The sequence below is a fragment of the Arthrobacter sp. StoSoilA2 genome, assembly GCF_019977195.1.
Lineage (GTDB): Bacteria > Actinomycetota > Actinomycetes > Actinomycetales > Micrococcaceae > Arthrobacter.
Genome location: NZ_AP024643.1, coordinates 1,501,607 through 1,526,824, shown reverse-complemented (window position 1 = coordinate 1,526,824; position 25,218 = coordinate 1,501,607). Strand labels below are relative to the sequence as shown.

Genomic DNA, 25,218 nt, shown 5'->3' with positions numbered 1-25,218 from the left:
AGCACCAACTACACGCGGGGTGCGGAAAGCCGGGCCACCTGGGCGGGTTGGAGGGGTCGTGTCGCGTGGCCTTGAAGGAGGAAGAACAGTCGGGCTGTTTCTTCTACTTCCTCAACAGCGTCCACCGCTTGTGGCAGGGAGGGCGCGGAAACGATCGGTCCGTGGTTGGCCAGCAGCAGGGCACGGCTCGATGCCGCAGCTTTTTGGGCCGTCACGCCCAAGCCCTCGTCGCCCGGCGCGAAATACGGCAACCGGACCAGCCGTCCAACCCTCATGACAAAGTAGGCCGTCAAAGGTGGCAGAACGTCTTCGTCATCCAGGTCCGCCAGGCACGAAAGGGCGGTGGCGTAGGTGGAATGCAGATGGACGGCGGCATGGTCCTGCGGCCTTGCCTTGTACATCGCCAGGTGAAGAAAGGCCTCTTTGGAGGGGCGGCCCCCGGACAGGTGTTCTCCGGCGCCGGAGACCATGGCCAGATCTTCGGTCCTGAGTTCGCCCAGGGAGGCGTTGGTGGGGGTGACCAGCATTCCGCCGTCCACCCGTAGGCTAAGGTTTCCGGATGTTCCCCGGGTCAGCCCCCTTTGGTGGAGGGACCTGGCCAACCGGACGAGCTCCTGGCGGCTGTCCATGCCGGTCATCGACCATGGTCCCATGCATCAAGGAAGAGCCGCGGGTCTCCGAGGTTTCCGGATTTGAGCAGGATGGACAGCCCTGGGTCGGTTTCGGTTTTCAGCCATGGCACGCCGGGTGAAACTTCCTTGCCGACGCGGGCTGTCGTAATGCCGAGCCTGCGGACCACGGCGCCGGAGGTTTCTCCGCCGGCGATTATGAGTTGCCGGCAGCCCATGCCGACGAGTCCTTCGGCGATCGCGGACAGGGCGTCTTCGGCTATTTCGGCGGCCCTGGACTTGCCAAGATGCCTTTGGGCACTCAAGACTTCCTCTGGAGAAGTAGTGGAATGGATCAGGATGGGGCCGCCCGGCAGATTTTCCCGGGCGAACATCAGCGCTTCGGCCACTACGTCCCGTCCTTCGGCGATGGCGACAGGATCCACCTGGAAGCAGGGGTGCACCTGGCGGAACACTTGGATTTGGGCGTTCGTCATCTCCGAGCAACTGCCCGCGACCACTGCGGCCGGACCGGTCGGACGGCTGGCATTCCCCAAGTCCGGTGTGACACGGTGCCCACGTGCCGCCGCCAAGCCTCCCACCAGACCCGATCCGCCAGTGACGAGCGGGTGATCCAGGAGTGCAGTCCCGAGCACCGCGAGGTGGTGGTCGCTGAGTGTGTCCACGACCACGTACCCGGCACCTTGACTGCCCAGGGTTTCGAGTTCCGCTCCAACCGCGGATGCTCCTGCTTCTATAACGCCATAGCCGACGTGACCCACCGGGTTGTTGGTTTGGGCCTGGAGAAGTCGTGGCACGTTCGAATCGGTCATCGGGGTCAGCGGGTGGTGACGCATGGATGATTCCTGCAGGAGGTCCGTACCGGCGAACAGAACGCCGTTGTATACGGTCCGTCGTAATGCAGGAGTTCCTGGAGCAACGACTGTGACCATGCCGGCCGGGACTAACTCTTCGCGTAGGGCATCTGCCACTGGGCCGATGTTGCCTTCCGGAGTTGAGTCGAACGTGGAGCAGTACTTGAAGTAGAGCTGCTGCACGCCGAGGGATTTCAGGGCACGCGCCGCGGCCAGAGACTGTTCTACGGCCGCGGCGGCCGGGACGCTGCGGGTCTTCAGTGAAATGACGATGCAGTCAACATCGTGCAGCTTCGTTGATGGATCAGGCGTGCCGAAGGACTGCACTACCCGCATTCCGGCGCTGGCAAGGGTGCCGGCCACGTCCGAGGCTCCTGTGAAGTCATCGGCGATAACGCCCAGCCAAGGGGCATTGGCCTGCGTTGGTATGTCAGACATGCTTCGGATCTTTCTCGGTTACCGGCGCTGTTGATGAGTCGTGGGAAGGAAAAAGAGAGCTGAGCTGGCTCATTCCAGAATCCGGCGAAGCCAGCACAAGAGGTCCTCCCAGCTCTCCCTGGGTGTGGTCAACGACGCGGGCCATCGACGCTTGGGCGAGAACGATCACATCGCAGTCCGCTGCCAGTTCCGAGAACGCGGCGAGCACCAAGCTGTCATGCAGCTGACGGTCACCTGCTCGCAGAGCCTGGAAAGCGCCGTCGACTATTCTGGCGGTGATGTCGGGCTTTTTGTTCCGCCTTTCGGCGGAGTCCCGGACAAGGCGGGTGGTTGGTCCGAGGGTTGCGGACAGGGTCGCGAGCACTCCGATCCTGTCACCCGATTCGACGGCGACCCCGGCCATGGGAGCGTCGATACGCAGGACGGGGATGGAGACAAAGTCCTTGGCGGCGATTGCGGCCTCGCCGATGGAGGAGCAACTCACCAACAATGCCTGGGCACCTGATTCCTCGGCGTAGCGCGCATAGTTGACCAGCCGTCGTCGAACATGCCCTGGCGTTGTTCCCATGGCAATGGTGTCCTGGAGCAGGGATTCGTCCACGTAGTGCAGGACACGAAGGCCCGGGACTAACTCGGAGGCCAGGGTTTCCATGTCCTTCACCAATCCGGGGACGGTGTGCAACAATGCAAGTACCGGGGGGTTAGTCATGCAAATGAGCGTATGGCACAAAAAGCCAATGATTATAGGCGCATCAGACAACCCATTCTTTCTGAAAACGAAAGAAGTGGTCCCCTTTAGTGAGGAAAGCTAGGACCCCAACCTCGCGGCCAGCCCCTGGCGCAGATGGTCAATGGCCGCAGTGATCCGGCGGGGTGTTTTGGCCGTGGCAGGGTAAAGGGCAAAAATATCGGCGCTTGGGGTCGGGACGTCCGGGAGGACCTGCTGGAGTACTCCCTGACGGATCAGCGGGTTGACGTGCCAGGTAGAGCGCATAATCAAGCCGAGGCCCTGGATGCACCAGTCGGTCACTACGTCTCCGTCGTCGCTGATCATGCTGCCTCTGACATCGACGTAATCCTGCCCCTGTCCGCCAAAGCGCCACAGCGAATAGTCGGCGTTGTTTTCCCGCAGGACGATGCAGTTGTGGCGCTCCAGATCCCTGATGGTCCGCAGCGGAGGGGCACCTTTCATGTAGCCCGGCGCGGCGCACACAATCCTCCGGTTCGGCGCGAGGAGTTTTCCCTTGAGCCTGGAGTCCGACAATCCTCCAACGCGGACCGCGATGTCGAAATTCGTGCCGGCTATGTTCAAAGGCAGCGGCGAAAGCTCCAGGTCTATCTGAATCAGGGGGTGCTGCCGGACGAACTCCCCCAGCAGCGGCGCAATGTGCTTGCGTCCAATGCCCAGGCTCGAGTGCACACGGAGGCGCCCCTTGAGCTCACCATGCTGCACGGACAGCGCGTCTTCGAGATCTGTTTTCTGCTGCAGGATGGCCACGGCACCTGTCGCATAACGTTGTCCCTCTTCGGTGAGGGTCAGTCGGCGGGTGCTGCGCCGGACCAGCGCTACCCCAAGCCGTGACTCCAGCGCAGCAAGCCGTTTGCTGACGGCTGACACCGACTTTCCCCAGTTCCTGGCTGCTTCCGTGAGGCTCTGGGAACGGGAGATTTGTTCAAAAAACTCCAAATCATCGATCGATGTAAGGTCCATCTCTTGCTTCTTTCGTTTTTGGAAACAATGCATTGTCTCACAGCCCCCTAATCGGCCTCTTTTTGTGTCGTACGCTCGAGTGACTGGAAGCACAGCCGACGGTGGAGCTCTTCAACTGAAACCCGAAACCGGAAAAACGGCGCGCAATAAGGGAAAGCAAGGTAAAGCATGACTGCACTCGAAACGGACGTCGTCATCGTCGGTGTCGGCTCCGTAGGAAGCATGGCAAGTTGGCAGCTCGCCTCCCGCGGTCAGCGGGTCATCGGAATTGACAGGTTTTCAATCCCGGGCCCCTTCTCCGCCTATGCCGGGGAATCCCGTATCTTCCGCAAGGTTTACGCAGAAGGCGGGCACTACACCCCTCTCCTGCAGAGGTCACAGGACCTTTGGCGTGAACTGGAGAAAGCCACCGGTACCGAGCTACTCACCACCACCGGCGCTGTCACGATTTACGACGACCACAACCCGCGGCTGGCATCCCTCCTTGCAGCGGGGAAAGACAACGGCCTTGACTACCAGCTTCTCCGGGGCGAAGAAGCAAGGGCAAAGTATCCCGAACACGTGATTAGGGACACTGACGTCACGATTCTTGATCCGGAGGGCGGTTACCTGAAGTCGGAGAAGGCCGTGACGGTGGCCCTGGCAGAGGCCGCCCGCCTTGGCGCCCGGTTCCTCGGAAACCGGAAAGCACAGAGCGTTGAGAAGCATGGTGACCGATACCTCGTGCGGACAGACCAGGAAGAAATCATTGCCTCCCGGGTGATCATCTCCCAAGGCAACGGTGCGGGAGCACTCTGCAAAGAACTCGGCGTCCACCTTTCCGTCCTGCCGCAGATCCTTACCTGGTTCCCCGCTGCGGACCCGGCAACATTCTGCAGGGAAGACATGCCGGTCTTCCTCAGGAGGGCCGAGGAAGACGGCAGGCCGGACAAAGCCCAGTTCTACGGATTCCCGAGTGCTGACGGCTGGACGGTGAAAGTCGTCGCGAGCATATTCCTGGATGAGGTTGAGTCCATGGAGAAGCCTCCTACCTGGGATCCCAGGCATTTGAACACCATCCGGGCGTGGGTCCGGGAGTTCATTCCCGGACTGGTTCCGGAACCCCTTCGGGTTGCCGTGTGCGCGGATGGTCACTTACCTGACGCGACCGGGCTGCTGGGGCTGGTTCCCGGAATGGAAGGCGTGGTGGCCGCCGCAGGCTTCTCCGGCCACGGCTTCAAGATGGCCTCCGCGCTGGGAGCCGTTGCCGCAGACCTCGTGCTGGACGGAACAACGGCCACCGACGTCAGTTTCATGAACCCCGCGAGGTTCCTCGGACCAGACGCACGGCTCTCCTCACTGGCTCTGGGTTGAGCCTAAGCATCCCCTCCTCTACCCCCAAAAAAATACAAGATCCTTAAGAACGGACGAATCATGGCAGACACGAACTTTCGGCCGAAGTACATCTCCTACGATGTCTACGGAACGCTGATCAATTTCAACATTTACCCCACCACCCAGCGCTTGCTCGCCGATCGCATCCCCGAAGAACAGTGGCTTGCCTTCAAGAAGGTATTCCGCGCGTACCGGTTCGACGAGGTCAATGGCGACTACAAGCCCTACGTCGAGATCCTTCAGAGTGCCTTTGACCGCGCGTGCAAGCGGTTTGGCATTGGACCGACCCCTGGTGCCGGCGCAGAGCTTGCTGAAGCGGTACGCAGCTCCGTCGCCCACGAGGATGTGCCGGCTGCGCTGAAGCTCCAAGGCGACAACTACAAGCTCGTGGCCCTGTCCAACGCCGACGACAGTTTCCTGGACATCAGCATTCCCAAGCTCGGTGCAGAGTGGCACGCTGTGTTTACCGCTGAGCAGGCCCGGGCCTACAAACCGCGTCTTCAAGCGTTCGAGTACATGCTCGATACCCTGGATGCCAGGCCGGAGGACTTCCTGCACGTCTCCTCGCATCCCCTGTATGACCACATCCCGATGTACAACCTGGGCTTCCGGGACCTTGTCATGCTGGACCGTGGTGCTGAACCCTTCGCCGACGGGTACAACATCGCCACTGTGAAGTCCCTGGACGAGCTCAACAGGCACCTCGGTCTATAGATATTCGCAAAAACCGCCGGAGGGGAACGACGCATTAAGCGGCGCTCCCCTGCGGCGGTCTTGGAAAGCCGGCTAGTTCTTGTGCACCAGGTAGATGGCGCCGGTGGTCACGTCCCCTTCCAGGGCCTCCAGCGTACGTCCACGGGTTTCCGGGACCTGGGTGTAGATGAATACCAGAGCGAGAATGCCCACAACACCAAACAGGAAGAACGTTCCCGTGATCCCCATCCCGGCAACGAGTGTGGGGAAGAAGAGACCCAGCAGGGCGTTTGCGATCCAGAGGCAGAAGACGGACAGGCCGATGGCGAAGCCGCGGACGTGCAACGGGAAGATCTCGGACAGCATCACCCAGACCGCAATGTTCAGGAACGTCTGCATCGATCCCACGAACGCCACCACCAGGAAAAGGATCACGAACGGCCTGGCTGCATTGCCCACGGGGAGGACGATCGACGCGATGCCGATAAGGAAGTGGCAGACCGTGGTCAAGGTGAAACCAAGGAGCAGCGTGGTGCGGCGGTTAACGCGCTGCATCAGCGTCAGTGCAATGACACCGCCGACGACGGCGATCACACCGGGCGCGATGTTGGCGATGAGGGCGGCGTTGGAGTCGAATCCGGCCTCAACGAGTACGGATTGGCCGTAGTACATGATCGAGTTGATGCCCGTCAGCTGTTGGGCCACACCCAACCCGATGCCCACAAGAATGATGCGCAGGATCCACTTGTCCTTCAGTGCACCCCAAGAGGTAGCCCTCGATGCCCTTTCTTCCTCCGCGAGGTGCTTTACGTCTGCCATTTCTGCCTCGGCGCGATCGTCCGAACGAATGGTCTTCAGCACCGCCAAGGCCTCCGGGTTTCTGCCCTTTGAGATCAGCCAGCGAGGAGATTCCGGCATCCGCAGCATGCCAAAGAACAGTGCGATGGCGGGAAGGGCGGCAACAGCGAGCATGATCCGCCAGACCCCTTCAACTTCGCCCCAGACATTGCCGATGATGGCGTTGACAACGAACGCAGCCAGCTGGCCGATGACGATCATGAGTTCGTTCCGCCCGGCCAGGGAACCACGGATTTCGTAGGGCGCCAGCTCGGCAAGGAAGACGGGCACCACAGTGGAAGCACCGCCTACGGCCAGGCCGAGGATGATGCGCCCAATGACCATTACCTCGAAGCTCGGCGCCGAGACACAGGCCAAGGTACCAATGAGGAACAGCACGGCCAGGAGGATGATCGTCTTCCTGCGGCCCCAGCTATCGGAGAGGCGGCCACCTCCGACTGCTCCGGCAGCTGCGCCAAACAACAGCGAACTGGTGACGATCCCTTCCGTGAGTGGCGTCAGGGCGAGGTCGGCCGTCATTGGCCTCAGTGCGCCGTTGATGACACCCGTGTCGTAGCCGAACAGCAGGCCGCCGAACGTTGCCACCAAGGCAACAAGGCCCAGCCGCTTACGGTGTGGGCCATTGGTTAGCGGGGGAAGGGCGGCATTGCCGGTTCCTTTGCTCTGCGTTTGCGTAGCAGACATCAGGACTCCTTTGTCAGTGTGTTGCGGGCCATACTCGCCCGCGCTGAATCCAGACTAACGCGCGAAAGGCTTAAATGTAAGGTCAAACTAACAAATGATAAATTTACCCGCTTTGCCCGTGGGAGGATGAACTATGGCTCCTGACCCTCAACACCGCCCCGCCACGCAAAGCGACGTCGCGCGCGAAGTGGGCGTGTCCCGCACCTTGGTGTCCTTCGCCTTTCGCGGCGCGCCAGGTGTCAGCCACGAGACGAAGCAGGCCATCTTCGAGGCCGCGAAGCGTCTCGGGTACCGGCCCAACGCGGTAGCAGCCGATCTGGCACGCAAGCACCGTTCCGCCGTCGGGCTTTATCTGCTGGATATCCGCAACGAGATTTACGCTGATGTCCTCAGCGGCGTTCGCACAGCGCTCCCCCAAGACAACAACCGGCTCATCCTGAGCGTTTCGCGGTCCGTGGACGGTGTGGATCCCGGCGCGCTGGAATCGCTTATTGAGGCCCGGGTCGGAATTATCATCGCCGCGACGCTGCTGGACTCGGACGAACACGTGCAGGAGATGGCCCGGATCGTCCCGTTGGTGAGTGTGACCCGGCCGGTGCCCGGCGTGGACAGTGTCTACTCGGATGACCTTGCGGGGGCTCGGGCGGCAACTGAACATCTACTTGGCCTCGGGCATACGCGCATCGCCCATCTCTCTGGCCCGGTCTACGACGGCCACGTCGTCCGCCGCCGGAGTTACGAGCAGACAATGCACGACGCCGGACTCACGCCGCAGACGGTTGCTGCAGAGGACTTCACGCCGGACGCAGGAGAGCGGGCCGCCGCACAAATACTGAACCAGCACCACCGGCCCACTGCAATCTTCACCCACAACGACCAGCTGGCCCTCGGCGTCCGTGAAGCGGCCTACGCACGGGGACTCTCGATTCCCGAAGATTTGTCCCTTGTGGGCTACGACAATTCCAGGACAGCACACCTGCACGGCATCGACCTCACATCCGTGGATTTGCATGCCGTTGAATTGGGCCGGACCGCCGGCACAGTAGCCCTGGAGCGGCTCAATAATCCGGATGCCCCTATCGCCGACGAACGCCTCATGCCGCAGTTGGTGGTGCGCAACTCCACGGCGCGGGTCAATCACATTTCGGGATAGTTGGCCATGTGCTGGGCGGGGCCCTGCCAAGGCGCGTTTGCTGTCGTCCTGGACGTTGCCTGTAGGAGTGTGTTGGCCCGCTGGCTTTGATCGCGGCATGGGACTCCTTCAAGAAAAGCAGCCCTTTCCCAGGGAGGGAGTACCTGCTGTGCGGTGTACTGGCAGTGCCTGTTACGGGCATTTGGCCGCACGTAGCCTTGGACGATGGACAACAACAAAGAAGTCCGCGACTTCCTCATGACACGGCGGGCCCGCATCACACCGGCCCAAGCGGGCTTGGCCGCCTACAGTGGGACGCGCCGGGTAGCGGGGCTAAAACGCGAGGAAGTAGCCATGCTGACGGGCGTCAGCACCGAATACTATGCCCGCCTGGAACGCGGAAACCTCAGGGGCGTCTCCGATTCCGTCCTTGACTCCCTGGCCAGTGCCCTTCAACTGGACGAGGCTGAACGCTCGCATTTACTGGACCTGGCCAAGGCGGCGGCGCCGCCCCGGAATTCCGGCAACCGCACACCACGAGCCGAGATCCGTCCCAGCATCGAACGGATACTCTCCGGAATGACCAGCACTCCGGCCTACGTCCGAAACGCCAGGATGGATATTGTCGCCGCCAACAGCCTCTGCTTCGCCCTCTATACCGGCATCCTTGCCCCGGCGACCCTGCCGCTGAATCTTGCCCGGTTCATGTTCCTGGATTCCCGCTCCAAGGAGTTCTTCGTCGAATGGGAGACTGTCGCGGATGATTTTGCGGCCGCCCTCCGCGTGGAGTCCGGTCGTCGTCCCCGCGACCGCTACTTGAATGGCCTGATTGGCGATCTCGCAGCCGGGAGCACTGAATTTTCCACGCGCTGGGCCCGGCATAATGTGCGTTTCCACAGGTCAGCCCACAAGAGGATGAGGAACCCGTTGGTTGGTGAAGTCGAACTGACGGGTGACGCCCTGGAGCTGCCCGGCGATGGACTGACACTGATCGCCTACACGGCTGAGCCTGCCAGCCAAGCTGAAGAACAACTGGCCTTCCTCGCCAGCTGGAGCAGCACCGCCAATCCGGTGACTGCCGCAGACGGCCGCACACAAACAGCACCGCCGGCATCGGCCGGTTAAAACAAGATGCCGTGGAAAGTGCTGCCCGTGAAACACGTTCTTACTTCTTCAATGGCCTTGTTGTGGGGCTTGCAATTTGCTTTCCTCACTCCGGCACTCGCGTTGATCCTGGTGGATCTGTTCGACGCTACGCCTGCGGATGTTGGCTGGGTTCTTGCTGTCTACAACGCTGGAGGGTTCGTTGCCTCGCTGCTCATACCGGCTTACGCGGACCGGAAAAACGACTACATACGGCCCATGCTGTTTTGTGGTGTTCTTGCACTGGCCCTTCCGGCCCTACTGGCTCTCACCACCACCCTTCCCGTTGCCGTGACCGCCCTGATTGCGTTGGGTGGCCCCTCGGGCGTTGGCATGTCGCTTCTCTTTGCACACCTGAAACACTCGGGGGCAAGCCCTAACGATGTCGTCAACACCCGGGCAATAGTGTCCTTCGCGTGGGTAGGGGGACCCCCGCTTGCCGCGTACATCGTCGGTGTCTTCGGCAGCCGGGCGATTCTGCTGGCGCTGGCGGCAATTGCGCTCCTCAATCTCACGGCAACCGGTGCCGCGGCCCTTCACCGTAAAGCAGCCCGGGCGGCGAGCACGCTACTTCATGAGAGGGCGGGAGATGATGGGCCTATCCCGGCGAAGTTGGCCGTGATAGGCGTGGTGGTGGGCTTCATCGTGCTCCAAGCCACCGATAGTGCGGCTGTGACCATCATGGCCCTGTTCGTGAATGAGCGCATGGGGCAAGGACTCATCTGGGCCGGGGTCGCTTTGGGAGCCTCAGCAGCCCTGGAGATCCCCGCGCTACTCTTCGTCGGGCGTTTGAGCCGAAAGTATTCAGGGAAAGCCCTCATCGCTTCAGGGTGTTTGGCCGGCCTGGCGTACTACGCAGGAATGACCTTTGTGGCCGACCCCGCCACGCTCATCGCTCTTCAGGTTCTCCACGCGTGGTTCTTCGGGGTGGTGGCCGGCGTGGGCCTGACACTGTTCCAACAAATCATCCCCCGACCGGGACTGGCATCGGGCTTGTTTACCAACACCCGTCGCCTTGGCGCAATCGCATCCGGTCCGATCATCGCCGTCGGGTCCGTGTCATCCCTTGGTTACCAGGGCGTCTTTGCCGCCTGTGCGATTCTCACCCTGGCGGCCTTGGCAATCATCGAGATGACAGCACGGGGCCGAAAGCAACCACAGCTCCCCGCAGAAAGTCGGGCCCAGCTTGAGGAAGCGGAGTTACCTTAAGAGGCCTCAAAGACGAATCCGGCCCGGACACGTGTCCGGGCGGGATCTGTGTCGTGTCCAGCTGGCCCGCGACTCCTGTCGAGGTTAGTCGTGGGTGGGTTCGCCGGTTATCCGGTGATCGGCGTGATTGATGGTCTCTTGGATCAGGCGCAGCAGGTGGCCGTCGTGCAGGGAGTAGATCACGTGCCGCCCGTCTTTGCGGGTATCGACCAGTCCGCTGAGACGGAGCTTGGCCAGATGCTGGCTGACCACCGTCCGGGGAACAAGTGCTTCGTCGACGAGTTCTGTAACGGACTTCGGGCCTTGGGCGAGTTGCCAGAGCAGGTGCAGGCGGGTTGGTTCGGCCAGCATCCGCAAGGTACCGGCAGCGCTCTCGAGCAGTTCCGGGTGGGGGGTGACCAGGTGGAACAGCGAGGGCGCCTCCGAAGGGTCAGGGAACGGGCTGCTCGGCTGGCTGCTCAACGTAGCGCTCCTTCAGATCGGGTGCACCTGCTCCCCCGGCGTCATGCCGTGGCCAGGACAGGAAAGCTCCTGCACTGCCTAGTATCGCAAGAATTGTCAGCGCCCCCGCAGCCCAACCCAAACCGGCGGCAGCACCAAGCCAGCCAGCCAAGGGATAGCTGAGGATGTAGCAAGCATGCGAGAGCGAGAACTGGGCAGTGAATAGGTAGGGCCGGGTCTGCTCCGTGGATGCTTCGCGCAGCAGGCGCGAGGCCGGGGTGAGGATGGTCGAATTGCCTGCGCCCAGCAGGAACCACAATCCCAGCAACAGCCACCATCCCGCTTCAGGCTCCGCCGTAAGGGTGACGGTCGTGGCCCCAATCATCGCCGTCGGAATCAGCGTGGCACCCGTGAGCATGACCGTCCGGTCCCCGAACCGTTCCAGCATCCTGGGTGCCGAGATAGCAACAATCATTGAGCCCACTCCGAAGCAGGCGAGGGCAAATGCCAAATCTGCCTCAGGCCGGTGAAGGATTTCACGCACATAGACAACGGAGCTGACCAGTACTAGCGCTGTGGGTGCTGCCACCACTACGTTCAGGGCGAGTAGGGATCTGAGTCTCCGGTTCCGCCAAAATATCCTGGCACCCAAGGTGGTGCGGTGCCAGAGAGATCCCTGGGTGGTGGAGCCAGCCGGAGAGGGGGGAATGGCAGTCATGGCCACCAGGCCAGCGGAAACCAGGAACCCGGCGACTGTGCCCAGGAACAGGTTGTTGTAGCCGGTGATACTCAACAGCATGGCCGCCGCTGCGGGGCTGACGAGGGCTTCCATGTCGTACGCAAGCCGCGACAAAGACAAGGCCCGCGTGTAGTCTCTTGCATCCTTGAGCACAGTGGGAATCAGGGATTGGAACACCGGCGTGAATGTGGCGGATGCCGATTGCAACAGGAAAATCACGACGTAGATTTGCCAGGCTTCGGTAATGAACGGCAGGCACAGAGCCATGGCAGCCCTGACCAGGTCCGCGCTGACCAGCACCGGCTTCTTCGGAAGGCGATCCACCAAGGCGTTGATCACTGGGGCGAGACCAACATAAGCCAGCATCTTTATGGTTAGCGCCGTTCCCATCACGGCACCCGCATTGCTGCCAGCCAGGTCAAACGCCAGCAGCCCAAGAGCCACAGTCAACAAGCCAGTTCCCACCAAAGCCACGATCTGCGCAGAAAACAGCCGCTGGTACGTTGGGTTCCGCAAAACCGACAACATCGAAATCCGACCTCATCTATAAGTACACATGTGCACCCATGCGCACTTGTTGCTTAAAGACTAGGTGGTGAGGCCGTTCGGCTCAAGGTGAATGATGAATGGGCTGGATGTGAGTGCAAGCTCCAGCGCTGACGGGACGTCTTAGCGGCCGTGACGCGGCCTCTTAACGGCCCACGCTATACCGCACATGGGTGACGAGTTTGGTGCCGGCCACTTCCGTGGGTTCAAGCTTGAGATTGCCCACGCCGTCCAACAACCGCTCGCCTCCACCCAGGATCATGGGCGAAATGTGGAGCCGCAACTCGTCCATCAGCCCTGCGTCAAGGTATTGGCGGGCTGTCCGGGCCCCGCCGGCGATGGCTACGTCTTTGCTTCCTGCGGCCTTCCGTGCCTGGGCAAGGGCGGATTCGATCCCGTCGGTCACGAAATGGAAGGTGGTGCCGCCCTGCATCTCCAACGGCTCATGCTGATGGTGGGTCAGGACGAAAACCGGCGCGTGATAGGGCGGTTCCTCACCCCACCAGCCCCGCCATTCCTCGTCCCACATGTCCGGCCCGGGGCCCGCGAACATGTTCCGGCCCATGATGAAGGCACCGGCAGCGAGGATTTCTTCAACCTGGGCCGCGTTGGCTTCGGCCTCTTCAAACATCCATCGGTGCAGCAGCTCTCCGCCGTCGCCCAGTGGCTCCGACATTCGCTGGTTGGGACCGGCGACGAAGCCGTCCAGGGAGATGGTCAGATCGCACGTCACTCGGCTCATTTGCCCATCATGCCACTGGGAAACCCGATAGGGCGTTGCTTCCTGACCTTGTTTGGCAACGAGTACCGCCATAATCAACCTCCTTTGGGTGATTTGTGGGCCGACGCCCGTCAAAGAGGGTCAGGAAGCCAGTGGCCACCCTCGCCAAATCCCCACCCGCAGCGGAAACTGGGGCTACACATCTCAGGAGGACCACATGACATCCGTGCTGTTGGAGCGACTCAACATCCTGGTCGGCGAATGGGAGACTACTGCCCCCGGCATGGACGCTGTGGGCCGAACAACGTTCGAATGGCTGCAGGGCGGCGGTTTCCTGATCCAACGCTCCACTGTGGAGAGGCCGGAATTCCCGAATGCTATCTGCACTATCGGCGCTACAGGATCAGACGGCGCACTCCAGCAGCACTACTTTGATTCCCGAGGCGTCGCCCGCGTCCTGGACATGACCCTGGAAGGGAATGTGTGGACCCTTTTCCGGGATGGCCCCGATTGGCCGCAACGCTACATTGGCCACATCAGCGAGGACGGGAACACCATCACAGGCCGCTGGGAACGGGGAAACTACCTCGGTGCACCGCTTGAGCACGACTTCGACCTGAACTTCACCCGGATCATCGCGTGACATCCGGCCAGCCGCGCTGGATCACAGGAATAACTCCACCTCATGGACAGATCCCCGGCCCGGTGGGAACATAAGGGCGATAGTCCGGAGGCACCGCCCGGTCACGCCGGAGCTGCCTTCATGTCAGCTTTCCTCTGAGAGGAACGGCCATGGGTCGTCTGGGGACCGGGAACAGCGGGAATGCGGGTGCGGATCCCGCGCCCGATCCGGCACGCCACAGTGCACAGGACATCGAAACACACCACATCGAAAAAGTTGACGCCGTGGTGGTCGGTTCCGGGTTCGGTGGTTCGGTGGCTGCACTTCGCCTGGCCGAGGCCGGACAATCCGTGGTGCTCATGGAACGTGGCAAGCCCTATCCGCCCGGTAGTTTCGCGCGTTCGCCCGCGGAGATGGGCCGGAATTTCTGGGACCCGGACCGCGGTCTGTATGGGCTTTTTGATGCCTGGACATTCCGGGGCACGGAGGGCCTGGTGTCCAGCGGCCTGGGCGGCGGTTCGCTAATCTACGCCAACGTCCTCCTGCGCAAGGACGAGAAATGGTTCGTCAACGAGTCCCCCATCCCTGGCGGCGGTTACGAGAATTGGCCTTTCACGCGGGCGGACCTTGACCCGTACTACAAGGCCGCAGAAGACATGCTCCAACCGGTCCGTTATCCGTACCATGACACGCCCAAAACCCTGGCCATGGAGAAGACAGCCGCAACCCTCGGCCTACCCATCAGCAGGCCACCCATTGCCGTCACGTTTTCCACGCAGCCCACCAAGGAACCTCAAACCAACAGGCCACTCCCCCTCCCGGAGTACGGCAGCATCCACGGTCCAAACACCGTCCGGACCACGTGCACGCTCAGCGGTGAATGCGACATAGGCTGCAACGCCGGTGCCAAGAACACGCTGGACCACAACTACATCTCGGCAGCCGCTCATCAGGGGGCGGATATCCGCACATTCCACGATGTCCGCGGGATCAGGCCACTTGCAAGGGGAGGATACGAGGTCCGCTATGTGGTGCACGATCCTGAGCGCCAAGGCGAACTCCTCAAGGAACGAATCATTCACTGCCGCCGGCTCATCCTTGGCGCCGGCACGTTCGGCACCAACTTCCTGCTCCTGCGTAACCGAAGCTCACTGCCCGCCCTGAGCGACGCCCTGGGCACCCGTTTCAGCGGCAACGGCGATCTCCTGACGTTCATCATGGGCGCCAAAACTCCTGGCGCGAATGGTTCGCCACCGGGAGTGCGAACCCTCACCGGCAGCCGTGGGCCAGTCATCACCACAGCGATCCGGATTCCCGATTCCAACGACGACGACGGCGATGGCCGCGGCTACTACGTGGAGGACGCCGGGTATCCGGCCTTCATGAACTGGCTCATGGAGACCGCCCAGCTCAGCACCACGGTCAAGCGGACAGCCAAGGTTGCCCGTCAACTGCTGAAGGACAGATTGTTCGACGCCGGGCGGTCCAACGTTTCGGCCGACCTCGCCGCCGCACTGGGTGACGGTCGCCTATCCTCCAGTTCCGTGCCGCTGCTCGGGATGGGAAGGGATATCCCCGACGGCGTCATGACCCTTCGCGACGGAAGGCTAGCCATTGCATGGACGATGGCCACGTCCAAGGACTACTTCGGACGCGTCCGCGGAACGATGTCCGAGATCGCCAAGGACCTCGACGGGGACTTCATCGACAATCCCCTGTGGTGGGCCAAGCGCGTCATCACGGTCCACCCGATTGGAGGCGCGCCGTCCGGCCGCCATCCCGGCGAGGCGGTGTGTGACTCCTACGGTGAGGTGTTCGGTTATCCCGGCTTGTTCGTCATGGACGGGGCAGCCATGCCTGGCCCGGTGGGCGCCAACCCTTCGCTGACCATTTCCGCTTTCGCCGAACGCGCATGCCACCACATCCTGGAGGACGGCCACGTCCCTAAAGACACTCTCAATGCCGGACACAGGGGAATTTCCCCTGCCGATACTGCCGGAAGTGACGACTGGACCAGTGATGATCTGCTTGGCGCTGACGACACTGCGAACGACGTCGACGCCTCGGTTCCGCGCGAATTGGCGCCGGACGCGACCAAGGGCAAGGGTGCGCGGGAGGAGCGGCCTGCGAGCGCAGTTGAGGATGGCGCAGCTGCCACGACGGGAACCAGGAGCCGTGGTTTGGGGTTGCCGCAACCCCAAGACGTGCAACCGGCTGCAAGAGACGCGCGGACGTCTGTACGGTTCACGGAGCAGATGCACGGCTGGTTCAGCCCGGGAATCACTGACCCCGAGAAGGGGCGAAGCCTGGGCAGGGACCGGAGCCGCAGGATCATGTTCGAGCTGACGATTACCGCAGAGGACATGGACGCGTTTGTGGAGGATCCGAGCCACCCGGCGAAGGCGGAGGGGTATGTGCTCGCAGACTATTTCGGTGGCCGGATGCCTGTGGAGCGCGGCTGGTTCAACCTCTTTGTGGAGGACGTTTCCGACGACGGCAGGCCGGCCAGGCGCATGCTCTACCGGTTGTGGCTGCGGGACCCGGGCGGGACACCGTTCACGTTCACCGGGTACAAGTTGATCCATAACGAGGCAGGGCTGGATATTTGGCAGGACACCACAACGCTGTACGCGAGAATCCTGCGTGGCCACGTTCCGCCGTCGGAAGCCTCTGACGTCCAAGAGCCCGGCGAGGAGGACGTCTTCGGTGCCGGGATTCTGTACATCCGCCCGCTGGACTTCGCCAAGCAGCTGACCACCTTCCGTGCCGAGGGTCCGGCGCCGGCCGCGGGTTTGGCTTCCTTCATGAAATTGTTCGCCGGTGAGTTGTGGCAGGTCTACGGGCGGGGCCTCAAACGGGTTCCGTTCCCGGTCCGGAGCCCACTGCGACGGCCACGCAGATGAAGAGCTGGGAGCTTGCGAGGCATCGTGCTGTCCTGGGCTTCACTCCCCAGGCAGCGGTTCGCTGGCTCTCGCCGATGTCCCTGGCACGGACGGCATTGAAGGTCATGGCAGCTACTGTTTTCGCGGACTTCGGCGACAAGAGGGAACTCGAGGGGAGCTTCCCTGGGGATCCCTTGCGCTTGGACAAACTTCCCGTCCCTGGCCAACCGGCCCAGCCGCCGGTCACAAGCCGGGGGCTCCCGTCGCCCGGGGATCTTGAGGCGTCCCGCACCGCAAAGCCCAGCGAGCCCTTGGCGCCCGCGGATCTGTGGCTCGATTACACCGCCGATCTTGGAGACGGCTTCGACGCGACCTACTCCGTCGCGCTGCTGCTTGCCGAGGACAAGCTGACGGTTGACGGCCGTGATCTTCCCCGCGGGAGGGTCCTGGTCCTGGGCGGCGATGAGGTGTACCCCGTTGCCTCACCGGCCGCCTACGAGAACCGGATGGCAGGACCATACAGGATGGCGCTCCCCAGTCCTGCGTTGCAGGGCCCGCTGAGCGCCCTAAAATCCGTGCCAAGCACGCAGAGTGGGCCCCACAACGAGACACCCATCATGCTCGCGCTCCCCGGCAACCACGACTGGTACGACGGCCTCACTTCGTTCATCCGGATGTTCACCCGGCAACGGAGCATCGGGGGCTGGCGGACCATCCAGACCCGCAGCTACTTCGCGGTCCGGCTCACGGGTCAATCACCCACGGAGGCTTCCGGCGAACGGCAGGACGGCACGCCCGGCTGGTGGATCCTGGGCCTGGACAGCCAGCTGGGACAGTACATCGACGAACCACAACTGGACTACTTTTACCGGAACGTCACCCTCCAGCTCCAACCCGGAGACGCCATCATCCTGTGCGTGGCAGCTCCCTTTTGGGTTGACGCCGGGCACCCGGGACCCAATGAGTTCAGGCAGGTCAACTTTTTCGAGCAGGACTACCTTCGCCGTCGGTTCAATCCCGTGACGGGCCTGTTCGAGCCCACCGGCGCAAACGTCCGGCTATGGCTCACCGGCGACCTGCACCACTACTCCCGCTACGAGGAGCAAACCTCTCCTGACGGAACGCAAATGATCACCTGCGGCCTGGGCGGCGCGTACCTTTCAGACGCCCATTGGCTCCCGGAGCGCCTCGTCCTTCCCTGCCACGACAACGCCCCGGGCCTGTCCTCCAGCGTCACCCAAGCCGGAAACGCCCACGGCGGCAAGGACCAGGAACCCCCACCCCGCCACTTCACCCGCATGCCTACCCTCTACCCGGACCAGGCAGATTCCCAGTTGCTCGGCCCCCGGCTCGCTAACCCCTTCTCGCAATATTGGCTTCCCATCCGCAACCCTGGCTTCGGTTTGTCCCTGGGCATTGTGCACGTGATCGCAACACTAACGCTTTGGACAGTCTTCAGCGCTTTCCGCGGGGAATCCTTCGTGGACAGCCTCCGCAGCCTGACCCGTGGAAACACGCTGCTCCTCATCGTGATCCTGATCCTTGCGGTGCCGCTCCTGCTCGCAGTCCTCTCACTGGTGGCACGGCTACTTGGGCTGGCCAAGGCAGGGATCGTGGTCTTCACCCGCGGCGCGCTTTACCAGCTGTCCGCGCTCGCGGTGAGTGCCGCCGTCGTGATCCTGCTTCCCTGGCCGAACGGCTGGCCCGACGTCGTCATCCTGCTGCTGGCGCTTGCGGCGGTGTACCTGGGCGGCTGGGCCGTTGGCAGTGAGGCCTTCGCGCTGTTCATCCTGGCGACGCCCAGCGGGGAGGTCTCTACCTGGAAAATGTCCGGCCAATCCATCGAAGACCATAAAGGCTTCCTACGCCTCCACCTCGCCGCCGACGGCACCCTCACTGTCTACCCGCTGGTGGTGGACACAGTCTGCCGCGATTGGCAGCTGGCCCGGAACGACGACGGCGCGCGGCTGGTTCCGCAGTCCGGCCTGCCCGCCGTGCGGCTGCTTGAAGAACCCATCACCATCACGCGGAAAGGAACCGCACCATGATCATCACCCGTGCCGAGCACCGGACCGAGGTCATCCCTTTCCGGGCCCGGGACAACACCCCGTTGAGCCTGGTCCATGTGACATCGCCCGTGGAGGTGACCAAAGGACCGGTCATGCTGGTCCATGGTTCCGGCGTCCGGGCAGAGCTGTTCAGGCCTCCGGTCCGGACCACCATAGTGGACGTCCTGCTGGAGGACGGATGGGACGTGTGGATGCTGAACTGGCGGGCATCCATCGATCTCGATCCCCTGTCCTGGACGCTCGCCGACGCCGCCGTGTACGACCACCCGGCCGCAGTCGAGCACGTGTTGAACGCCACCGGCGCGGAAACGATGAAGGCCGTCATCCACTGCCAGGGATCGACGTCGTTCACCATGTCCGCGGTGGCCGGTCTCCTGCCCCAGGTGGACACGATCGTCTCCAACGCGGTGTCCCTTCATCCCGTGGTGCCGGCGTTCTCGCGGTTGAAGATCGACTACCTGACGCCGGTGGTCAAGGTCTTTACTCCCTACTTATCCCCCGCGTGGGGCTATAAATCGCAGGGCTACTTCACGCGGGCCATCCGGGGCTTGGTCAAAGCCACGCACCGCGAGTGCGACAACATCGTCTGCAAGATGGTCAGCTTCACCTACGGCAGCGGCCGTCCGGCCCTTTGGGCGCACGAAAACCTCGACGACGCCACCCACCAATGGCTCAGCGGTGAGTTCGCCGAGGTCCCGGTGACGTTTTTCGAGGAGATGGGCCGCAGCATCAAAGCCGGCCACATGGTGGCTGCCGGAGACCATCCGGAACTGCCGGATAACTTCGTGGCCGAGGCTCCCCAAACCGATGCACGGTTCGCATTCATCGCCGGGCTGGACAACCTCTGTTTCCTTCCCGAAAGCCAGCAACGCACCTTCGAATTCTTCCAACAACACCGGCCCGGAAAGGACTCCCTCCACCTCATCCCCGGCTATGGCCATCTGGACGTCTTCTTCGGCGATCATGCATGGCAGGACACCTTTCCGGTCATCGTCCAGGAGCTCAACGGAACCAAGGAACCGAACTCATGAAAACACTCACCGAACTGGTTACTCCCCTGCTCAAGCTCATGCCGTCCCCGGTTCCCCGCCGCCAGGAACGGCTCCGTGGCCAGCACGCACTGGCCGATGGCATCAAGTACCTCATGCCGGTCAATTCCGACGACTCCCCCGTGCTCATGGCCGCTTTCCCCATCAACAAGAAAGCCGCGGCGGCAGCACTCCCGGGCACGGAGATGCGGCCCTTCAGCCTGGGCGGCAAAGGGCTGCTGGTGGTCACGGTTGTCAACTACAAGTCAACGGACATCGGCAAGTACATCGAATACTCACTGGCCATCGCCATCACGCACGGCAGCAGGCCGGCCCCACCCATCCTCCCGCTGATCTTCCAGAAAACCTTCAAGCTGGGCCAGTTCGTGGTGGACCTCCCCGTCAGTTCCGAGGTTTCCGTCAAGGGAGGCAAGGGGATCTGGGGCATGCCGAAGCATCAGGCCAACCTGGACTTCGTGGTCACTGATTCCACCGTGTCAGCACAATATGACAAGGACGGCCAACTGGGTTGCTACATCGAAATTGAACGTCCTGAACCCCTCGGGTTGCCGCTGAAACTGGCAGCCTCAAACTATTGCGTCTTCCGGAACATGCTCTGGAAATCGGACATCTACTTCGAAGCCACCGGGGACATCGCCCTGGGCGCCCAGGCCAAGGCGCGCCTCATCCTCGGTGACGCGCCCGGCGTCGAGCCTTTGAAGAACCTGCAGGTTGAGAGTAAGCCGGTCTTCACCGCCTGGCTGCCGCAGGCCCACGGTGTCCTGGACGACCACTACGAAGCCTGGTTCCTCACGGCACCCTCAGAATCCGCTGCCGCCGCCCTTCGGGGAGGCGACATGCTGGACAGCGTCGTGAACCTGGGCCAGAGCCAGGAATGGCTGGCACCGCCGGACCGGAGCAGGATCGCAGGAACGGCACCAGGCTCCGGCGCCATCCCCCGCGCTACTCCGGGAAGCATCCAATGAACTGGCTACTCCTCATAAACGCGCTCTACTTCCTGTTCGGCGCAACCATGTACGTGGGCACCATGTGGGTCCTCAAATTCTTCCTGTACCCCACATGGCGCTCACTCGCCCGCGAAAACGTAGACATGCACTTCGGTATCCCCACCCGCGCAGCCACCAAGTTCTTCACCATCGTTGTGCCCATCATGTTCATTTCCGGCGGCATCCTGGTGTGGTCCGAGTGGGGCACCATCCGCGTCATACCAGCCATCATTTGCCTGGTGGGCATCATCGTCCTGACCTGGGTGGGCCAAGGCATCATCATCCCCATCAACAAGCGCATCCGCGGCGGCGACTTCGCAGACGACGCCGAACTCCGCTCCCTGCTGAAACGCTGGATGATGCTCAACGACATCCGCTTCTACGTCTCAACACTGACATGGGCCGCGATGGTGTGGCTGCTCGTTGACCGCGGTCGCCTGCTGGAGTCCTTCGCATGACCGCCCATCAGCCGGCACAGCCGGCCCACCATCACGAGCCCCATAACCAGCCTCACCACCAGGCCCGGCGCCCCGGCCTGATCGCCTGGGCCACCGCCGATCCACTGCGCGCCGTCCTGGCAGCGATTGCTGTCATCACGGTCCTGACCGGTGCCGTGCAAGTTCCCTTTGGCGGCACGGTCCTGCAACTGATCGGGGCCGACTCCACGCCCGGAATGCGGCAACTCTTCGGAACTGTGGGCATGTTCATGGTGGTGGTGGGCGGACTGCTCCTCCACACACTGCTCAACGCCGTGCCCTCCCCCGAGGTGGTGCTCTGGTCCGGGCTGCAGAAAACCGGGGCATTCGGAGCCGTCGGCATCGGGGTACTTAACGGCGTCTTCTCACCCATCGCGCTGCTGGTGGCCTTCTTTGACCTCGCGACGGCGGTGCTCCTGTTCCTCTATTGGCGCAGGATCAGTGGAGCCATGGCAGCAGGAACCGAACTGTGAAGCGTTCTTTGGTGCTCGCCGGTGGCGGAATGCGCGTAGCCTGGCAGGCCGGCGTCATGCGGGCGCTCGCCGAGGAAGGCCTGGAGTTCCAGCATGTTGACGGCAGTTCCGGAGGGATCCTGACGGCGGGGATGCTGCTGTCCGGGGTGACACCCAAGGAAATGTGCACGCGCTGGTCCGGCGTGGACGTTAAGGACTTCGGCTCGGCACTGCCGATCGGTGACTACCTCAAGGGCCCATGGGCGCTGCCCGCTATTGGTGACGCGGACGGCATCCTGAACAAGGTCTTTCCCGCCCTGGGGATCAACGACGCGACTATCCGTGGCCGCGCGGCGGAACAGGGCGCCGTCGAAGGTTCCTTCAACGTGGTGGAGTTCACCGGGAAGCAATGCCACGCCATCGACGCAACAGCGATTGACGCGGAGCTCATGGCCGCGGGAATGTCGCTTCCCCTCTTCCTGACGCCGCTGCGGCGGGACGGGAAGATCTGGACGGATGCGGTCTGGATGCGTGACGCCAATGTAGCCGAAGCCCTGCGCCGGGGAGCGGAGGAAGTGTGGCTGATTTGGTGCATCGGCAACTCGCCATATTGGGGCGACGGGCCCTTGGAGCAGTACGTCCACATGATCGAAATGAGCGCCATGGGAGCCCTCCTTGCGGATTTCGAGGTTGCAAGCGCGGCTGGACGCGAGTTTGTCCTGCATGTGGTGCGTCCTGAAAACCCGCTCCCTCTGGACCCCGAGTTCTATCTGGGCAGGATCGACGCCGACACCCTGATCGGAATGGGTTACCGTGACGCCCGTACGTACCTGGACACCATGACGCCAGTTGGCGTGCCGAAAGACGCGAGTTGCACAGCCATGACAGAACCAGCGGCCGGCGTCCGTTTCAACGACACCCTGCGTGGAGAACTGGATGGCTCACCCCTGACGTTCAAAGCCACCGTCATGCTGCCCACGGCCGGGTCCGGTGTGCCCGCGCAGTTCACGGGATACCTGGAGAACCCGCTATTCGGCGGCCGCGTCTTTTTCGCGGATGGACGCGTTCAAACGGAAGGCCACGACGTCACCTACCGTGCACGGATCAGGCTCGACGGCGGGTGGCAGGATGTGTCCCTGACGCGCACCTTGCGGGACGATCCCGGTCCGGATGCCTGGACCGACTCGCGCCAGGCAGTATTGCACGTTCACGGCCCGCAAGTGGACAAACTGACTGCCGGACTAACCATGAGCCTGGCCGACGCCGCAGGGCTCCTGGCCTCGGTAGAGCCCGTGGGTGCCCACGGCTTCGTTGACCGGGCAGAGGCCGTTGCCAGCTTCGCCGCCAACGGTCTACGGGAGTTGTTGGCACGGTACTGACCGCCACTGTGATCCACGTTATTACCGGCGGGTAAACAGCGCACTACGGATCTGCAAAAGATGGCAACAACGGGGAAACACCCGCGAAAAACCGGGACTCTACGCTGATGATCAACAGGTCACGCCAGCGAAAGGGCCAAACATGTCCTCCACCCCCCTTCACATTGTCATTGCAGGCGCAGGTCCGGCCGCCCAGGCTTTGGTGCGGCGGCTGGCCGGTGATGGATCAGACTCCCGGCAACGCCCCTTCGATGGCACCATCACCGTGCTCAGCAATCGCGACGAATGCCCCGACGCGCTCCTGGAGCTGGCAGAACTGCCGCAGGTCTCGGTCCGGTTCGGGCAGGCTGCAAGTTTCATTGACGCAGAAGCGAAGATCGTCACCACCGTGGATGGCATGGAGTTCTCCTACGACCAACTGGTGATCGCCACGGGGTCGGCTCCCAGCCTCCCGCCGGTTGTCGGAGCCGAAGCCAGCCTCAGCTACTCCACTATCGACGACGCCGCGAAGATCGGCGAAGCGGTCAAGGACGTCACCAGAATCGTTGGCCGGCGGCCGTTGGGAATCCTCGTGGGCAATGGTCCCGCAGCGGGCCAGGCAGAGGCCGTACTCCGGGCCCGCGGAGTCCGTCCCGTCCGCACCACCCTCCGCCCAGCCGCCGTCGTTTCTTCCAACGTAGACACGCTTGTATCCGATTCCGCCGTGCCGCCCACCGGGATCGTCTTCGAAGACGGCAGCAGCATGAACGGCGACCTCGTGGTCCTCGCCGAAGAACGTACGGCGCGCGCCGAACTCGCGGAAAGCGCGGGCCTCCAGATAGCTTCCGACGGCGGCATCGCAGTAGGTCGCGACCTCGCTACCTCGGTTCCGGGCATCTGGGCGATCGGCGACGCCGCTTCCTGCGACGGCCTTCGCCTGGGCCTTCTCCTCTCTGCCGAGTCCTCCGCCATGCTGTGCGTTTCCGGGATGCTCTTGGGCGCATGGGGCAGCAACCAGCAGGCCGCGAAGGCGGCCTAGCAGTTGCCTCCAGCGTGGTGGTACGCCTGCAGTGCCACGAGGGAACATGATCGTGGCAAGATGGTCCTTTGACGGGCAGTGACAACCCTGCGGCCATCGGGCCGGCCACGCCCGGCACGGAAGGATCCCATGAGCAACGAAGCCGTCGCGCCTGCAAGCATCGCCTCGTACATCGACCACACACTGTTGAAGCCCGAGGCCAGCGAGGCCGAGGTTTTGAAGGTGTGCGCCGAGGCCGTCGAGTACAAATTCAAGTCCGTCTGCGTCAATCCGATCTGGGTCAAGACCGTCACCAAGGCCCTCAAAGGCTCGGGCGTACTGACCTGCTCCGTCATCGCTTTCCCCCTCGGCGCCACGCCCAGCGACGTCAAGGCGTTCGAAGCCCGAGGCGCAGTTTTGGACGGCGCGGATGAAATCGACATGGTGATCAACATGGCGGCCGCCCGTGCGAATGACAAAGGCGCCCTGGTGGATGACATCACCGCCGTCGCCGAAGCTGTCCACGCCGGCGAGGCAATCCTGAAGGTCATCATCGAGACGTCCATGTTGACCGATGAACAGAAGGTCATTGCCTGCGAAGCCGCCGTGGAAGCAGGAGCCGACTTCGTCAAGACCTCCACCGGATTCAATGGCGGCGGAGCCACAGTTGAGGATGTTGCCTTGATGCGCAAGACGGTAGGGCCCGATGTTGGGGTCAAAGCGTCAGGCGGAGTGCGGTCCCTGGCTGACGCACAGGCTATGATTGCTGCTGGTGCAACACGTATCGGAGCGAGTTCCGGAATAGCCATTGTCAAAGGTGAACAGGGTTCATCGGATTACTGAGGCGTCCGCGACAGCCACAGATTTTGAGCCCTGCGGGGCCGAGGAGGAATGAATGTCCAAGAACGCAACAAGCGCGCCCATTGAAAAAGAGAACAACCTCGGCGTAAGCATTGTCCTGTTCGTGATTATGATCGTGCTCTTCCTGGGCGCCATCTACTCCCTGTCCTTCCTCAGCCTGGACAACCCGTGGCCGATGGCCGTGTGCCTGGGCCTGTTCGCCCTCGCATTCTGGATTCCGCAAACCATCCTTGGCCGCTCGGACTCAGCCGGCGAAAGCTAAACTTTCACGCA

At 62.6% G+C, this 25,218-nt stretch carries 24 protein-coding genes; 16 read left to right on the top strand and 8 right to left on the bottom strand.

The features are described 5' to 3' along the window. Window positions 1-8 precede the first annotated feature (8 nt). The 4 genes from otnC to LDN82_RS07065 all read right to left on the bottom strand — a co-directional run bounded on the left by otnC (window position 9) and on the right by LDN82_RS07065 (window position 3,632). A complete protein-coding gene (gene otnC / locus LDN82_RS07080) occupies window positions 9-638 on the bottom strand; it encodes a 3-oxo-tetronate 4-phosphate decarboxylase (RefSeq protein WP_224091873.1) in 630 nt (209 codons plus the stop codon). After that, a complete protein-coding gene (gene otnK / locus LDN82_RS07075) occupies window positions 635-1,921 on the bottom strand; it encodes a 3-oxo-tetronate kinase (protein ID WP_224091870.1) in 1,287 nt (428 codons plus the stop codon). The genes otnC and otnK overlap by 4 nt, the downstream gene beginning before the upstream one ends. After that, on the bottom strand, window positions 1,914-2,630 hold the full coding sequence (locus LDN82_RS07070) for an aspartate/glutamate racemase family protein (protein ID WP_224166875.1): 717 nt from the start codon (window positions 2,628-2,630) through the stop codon (window positions 1,914-1,916). Before LDN82_RS07070 ends, otnK begins: the two co-directional genes overlap by 8 nt. A 99-nt stretch (window positions 2,631-2,729) precedes the next feature. Further along, a complete protein-coding gene (locus LDN82_RS07065) occupies window positions 2,730-3,632 on the bottom strand; it encodes a LysR substrate-binding domain-containing protein (protein ID WP_224091866.1) in 903 nt (300 codons plus the stop codon). Window positions 3,633-3,800: 168 nt separating this feature from the next. Here LDN82_RS07065 and solA point away from each other — a divergent pair, with 168 nt between their 5' ends. Both solA and LDN82_RS07055 read left to right on the top strand, forming a co-directional pair. After that, window positions 3,801-4,985 (top strand): N-methyl-L-tryptophan oxidase, encoded by a 1,185-nt coding sequence (gene solA, locus LDN82_RS07060; protein WP_224091864.1) that lies wholly within the window; start codon window positions 3,801-3,803, stop codon window positions 4,983-4,985. A 60-nt stretch (window positions 4,986-5,045) separates the two neighbouring features. Continuing rightward, a complete protein-coding gene (locus LDN82_RS07055; protein WP_224091862.1) occupies window positions 5,046-5,720 on the top strand; it encodes a haloacid dehalogenase type II in 675 nt (224 codons plus the stop codon). Between the two features lie 72 nt (window positions 5,721-5,792). Here the strand turns inward: LDN82_RS07055 and LDN82_RS07050 are convergent, their stop codons facing one another. Beyond that, window positions 5,793-7,241 (bottom strand): sugar porter family MFS transporter, encoded by a 1,449-nt coding sequence (locus tag LDN82_RS07050; RefSeq protein ID WP_224166874.1) that lies wholly within the window; start codon window positions 7,239-7,241, stop codon window positions 5,793-5,795. Window positions 7,242-7,374: 133 nt separating this feature from the next. On the opposite strand from LDN82_RS07050, the gene LDN82_RS07045 reads away from it, so the two are divergent. The 3 genes from LDN82_RS07045 (at window position 7,375) to LDN82_RS07035 (ending at window position 10,725) form a co-directional block, all read left to right on the top strand. Next, window positions 7,375-8,394: a LacI family DNA-binding transcriptional regulator gene (locus tag LDN82_RS07045; protein WP_224166873.1), complete on the top strand. Its 1,020-nt coding sequence runs from the start codon at window positions 7,375-7,377 to the stop codon at window positions 8,392-8,394. A gap of 204 nt (window positions 8,395-8,598) precedes the next feature. Beyond that, a complete protein-coding gene (locus LDN82_RS07040; RefSeq protein WP_224091852.1) occupies window positions 8,599-9,498 on the top strand; it encodes a helix-turn-helix transcriptional regulator in 900 nt (299 codons plus the stop codon). 27 nt (window positions 9,499-9,525) lie between these two features. Next, window positions 9,526-10,725 carry an MFS transporter gene (locus LDN82_RS07035; RefSeq protein ID WP_224166872.1) on the top strand — a complete coding sequence of 400 codons (1,200 nt, stop codon included), beginning with the start codon at window positions 9,526-9,528 and terminating at the stop codon, window positions 10,723-10,725. A gap of 84 nt (window positions 10,726-10,809) precedes the next feature. Here LDN82_RS07035 and LDN82_RS07030 read toward each other — a convergent pair whose 3' ends face one another. The 3 genes from LDN82_RS07030 to LDN82_RS07020 all read right to left on the bottom strand — a co-directional run bounded on the left by LDN82_RS07030 (window position 10,810) and on the right by LDN82_RS07020 (window position 13,193). After that, window positions 10,810-11,187 (bottom strand): metalloregulator ArsR/SmtB family transcription factor, encoded by a 378-nt coding sequence (locus LDN82_RS07030; RefSeq protein WP_224091849.1) that lies wholly within the window; start codon window positions 11,185-11,187, stop codon window positions 10,810-10,812. Continuing rightward, a complete protein-coding gene (locus tag LDN82_RS07025) occupies window positions 11,156-12,433 on the bottom strand; it encodes an MFS transporter (RefSeq protein ID WP_224091847.1) in 1,278 nt (425 codons plus the stop codon). The genes LDN82_RS07030 and LDN82_RS07025 overlap by 32 nt, the downstream gene beginning before the upstream one ends. A 163-nt stretch (window positions 12,434-12,596) precedes the next feature. Beyond that, window positions 12,597-13,193 carry a dihydrofolate reductase family protein gene (locus LDN82_RS07020; RefSeq protein WP_224167488.1) on the bottom strand — a complete coding sequence of 199 codons (597 nt, stop codon included), beginning with the start codon at window positions 13,191-13,193 and terminating at the stop codon, window positions 12,597-12,599. Window positions 13,194-13,389: 196 nt separating this feature from the next. On the opposite strand from LDN82_RS07020, the gene LDN82_RS07015 reads away from it, so the two are divergent. The 11 genes from LDN82_RS07015 (at window position 13,390) to LDN82_RS06965 (ending at window position 25,207) form a co-directional block, all read left to right on the top strand. Next, window positions 13,390-13,815: a hypothetical protein gene (locus LDN82_RS07015; protein WP_224091845.1), complete on the top strand. Its 426-nt coding sequence runs from the start codon at window positions 13,390-13,392 to the stop codon at window positions 13,813-13,815. Between the two features lie 149 nt (window positions 13,816-13,964). Beyond that, window positions 13,965-16,697 (top strand): GMC oxidoreductase, encoded by a 2,733-nt coding sequence (locus tag LDN82_RS07010; protein WP_224166871.1) that lies wholly within the window; start codon window positions 13,965-13,967, stop codon window positions 16,695-16,697. Further along, complete coding sequence (locus LDN82_RS07005; RefSeq protein WP_224166870.1) at window positions 16,694-18,724, top strand: hypothetical protein; 2,031 nt, start codon at window positions 16,694-16,696, stop codon at window positions 18,722-18,724. Before LDN82_RS07010 ends, LDN82_RS07005 begins: the two co-directional genes overlap by 4 nt. Then, a complete protein-coding gene (locus LDN82_RS07000) occupies window positions 18,721-19,776 on the top strand; it encodes an alpha/beta hydrolase (RefSeq protein ID WP_224166869.1) in 1,056 nt (351 codons plus the stop codon). Before LDN82_RS07005 ends, LDN82_RS07000 begins: the two co-directional genes overlap by 4 nt. Beyond that, window positions 19,773-20,759: an acetoacetate decarboxylase family protein gene (locus tag LDN82_RS06995; protein ID WP_224166868.1), complete on the top strand. Its 987-nt coding sequence runs from the start codon at window positions 19,773-19,775 to the stop codon at window positions 20,757-20,759. The genes LDN82_RS07000 and LDN82_RS06995 overlap by 4 nt, the downstream gene beginning before the upstream one ends. Beyond that, window positions 20,756-21,238 (top strand): DUF1772 domain-containing protein, encoded by a 483-nt coding sequence (locus tag LDN82_RS06990; protein WP_224166867.1) that lies wholly within the window; start codon window positions 20,756-20,758, stop codon window positions 21,236-21,238. Before LDN82_RS06995 ends, LDN82_RS06990 begins: the two co-directional genes overlap by 4 nt. Next, entirely contained in the window at window positions 21,235-21,729 is a 495-nt protein-coding gene (locus LDN82_RS06985) for a hypothetical protein (protein ID WP_224166866.1), read from the top strand. Before LDN82_RS06990 ends, LDN82_RS06985 begins: the two co-directional genes overlap by 4 nt. After that, complete coding sequence (locus LDN82_RS06980; RefSeq protein WP_224166865.1) at window positions 21,726-23,087, top strand: patatin-like phospholipase family protein; 1,362 nt, start codon at window positions 21,726-21,728, stop codon at window positions 23,085-23,087. Before LDN82_RS06985 ends, LDN82_RS06980 begins: the two co-directional genes overlap by 4 nt. 142 nt (window positions 23,088-23,229) lie before the next feature. Next, window positions 23,230-24,105: an FAD-dependent oxidoreductase gene (locus LDN82_RS06975; RefSeq protein ID WP_224166864.1), complete on the top strand. Its 876-nt coding sequence runs from the start codon at window positions 23,230-23,232 to the stop codon at window positions 24,103-24,105. Window positions 24,106-24,234: 129 nt separating this feature from the next. Further along, window positions 24,235-24,927 carry a deoxyribose-phosphate aldolase gene (deoC, locus tag LDN82_RS06970; RefSeq protein ID WP_224091772.1) on the top strand — a complete coding sequence of 231 codons (693 nt, stop codon included), beginning with the start codon at window positions 24,235-24,237 and terminating at the stop codon, window positions 24,925-24,927. A gap of 52 nt (window positions 24,928-24,979) precedes the next feature. Next, entirely contained in the window at window positions 24,980-25,207 is a 228-nt protein-coding gene (locus tag LDN82_RS06965; RefSeq protein ID WP_224091770.1) for a hypothetical protein, read from the top strand. Window positions 25,208-25,218: the final 11 nt, after the last annotated feature.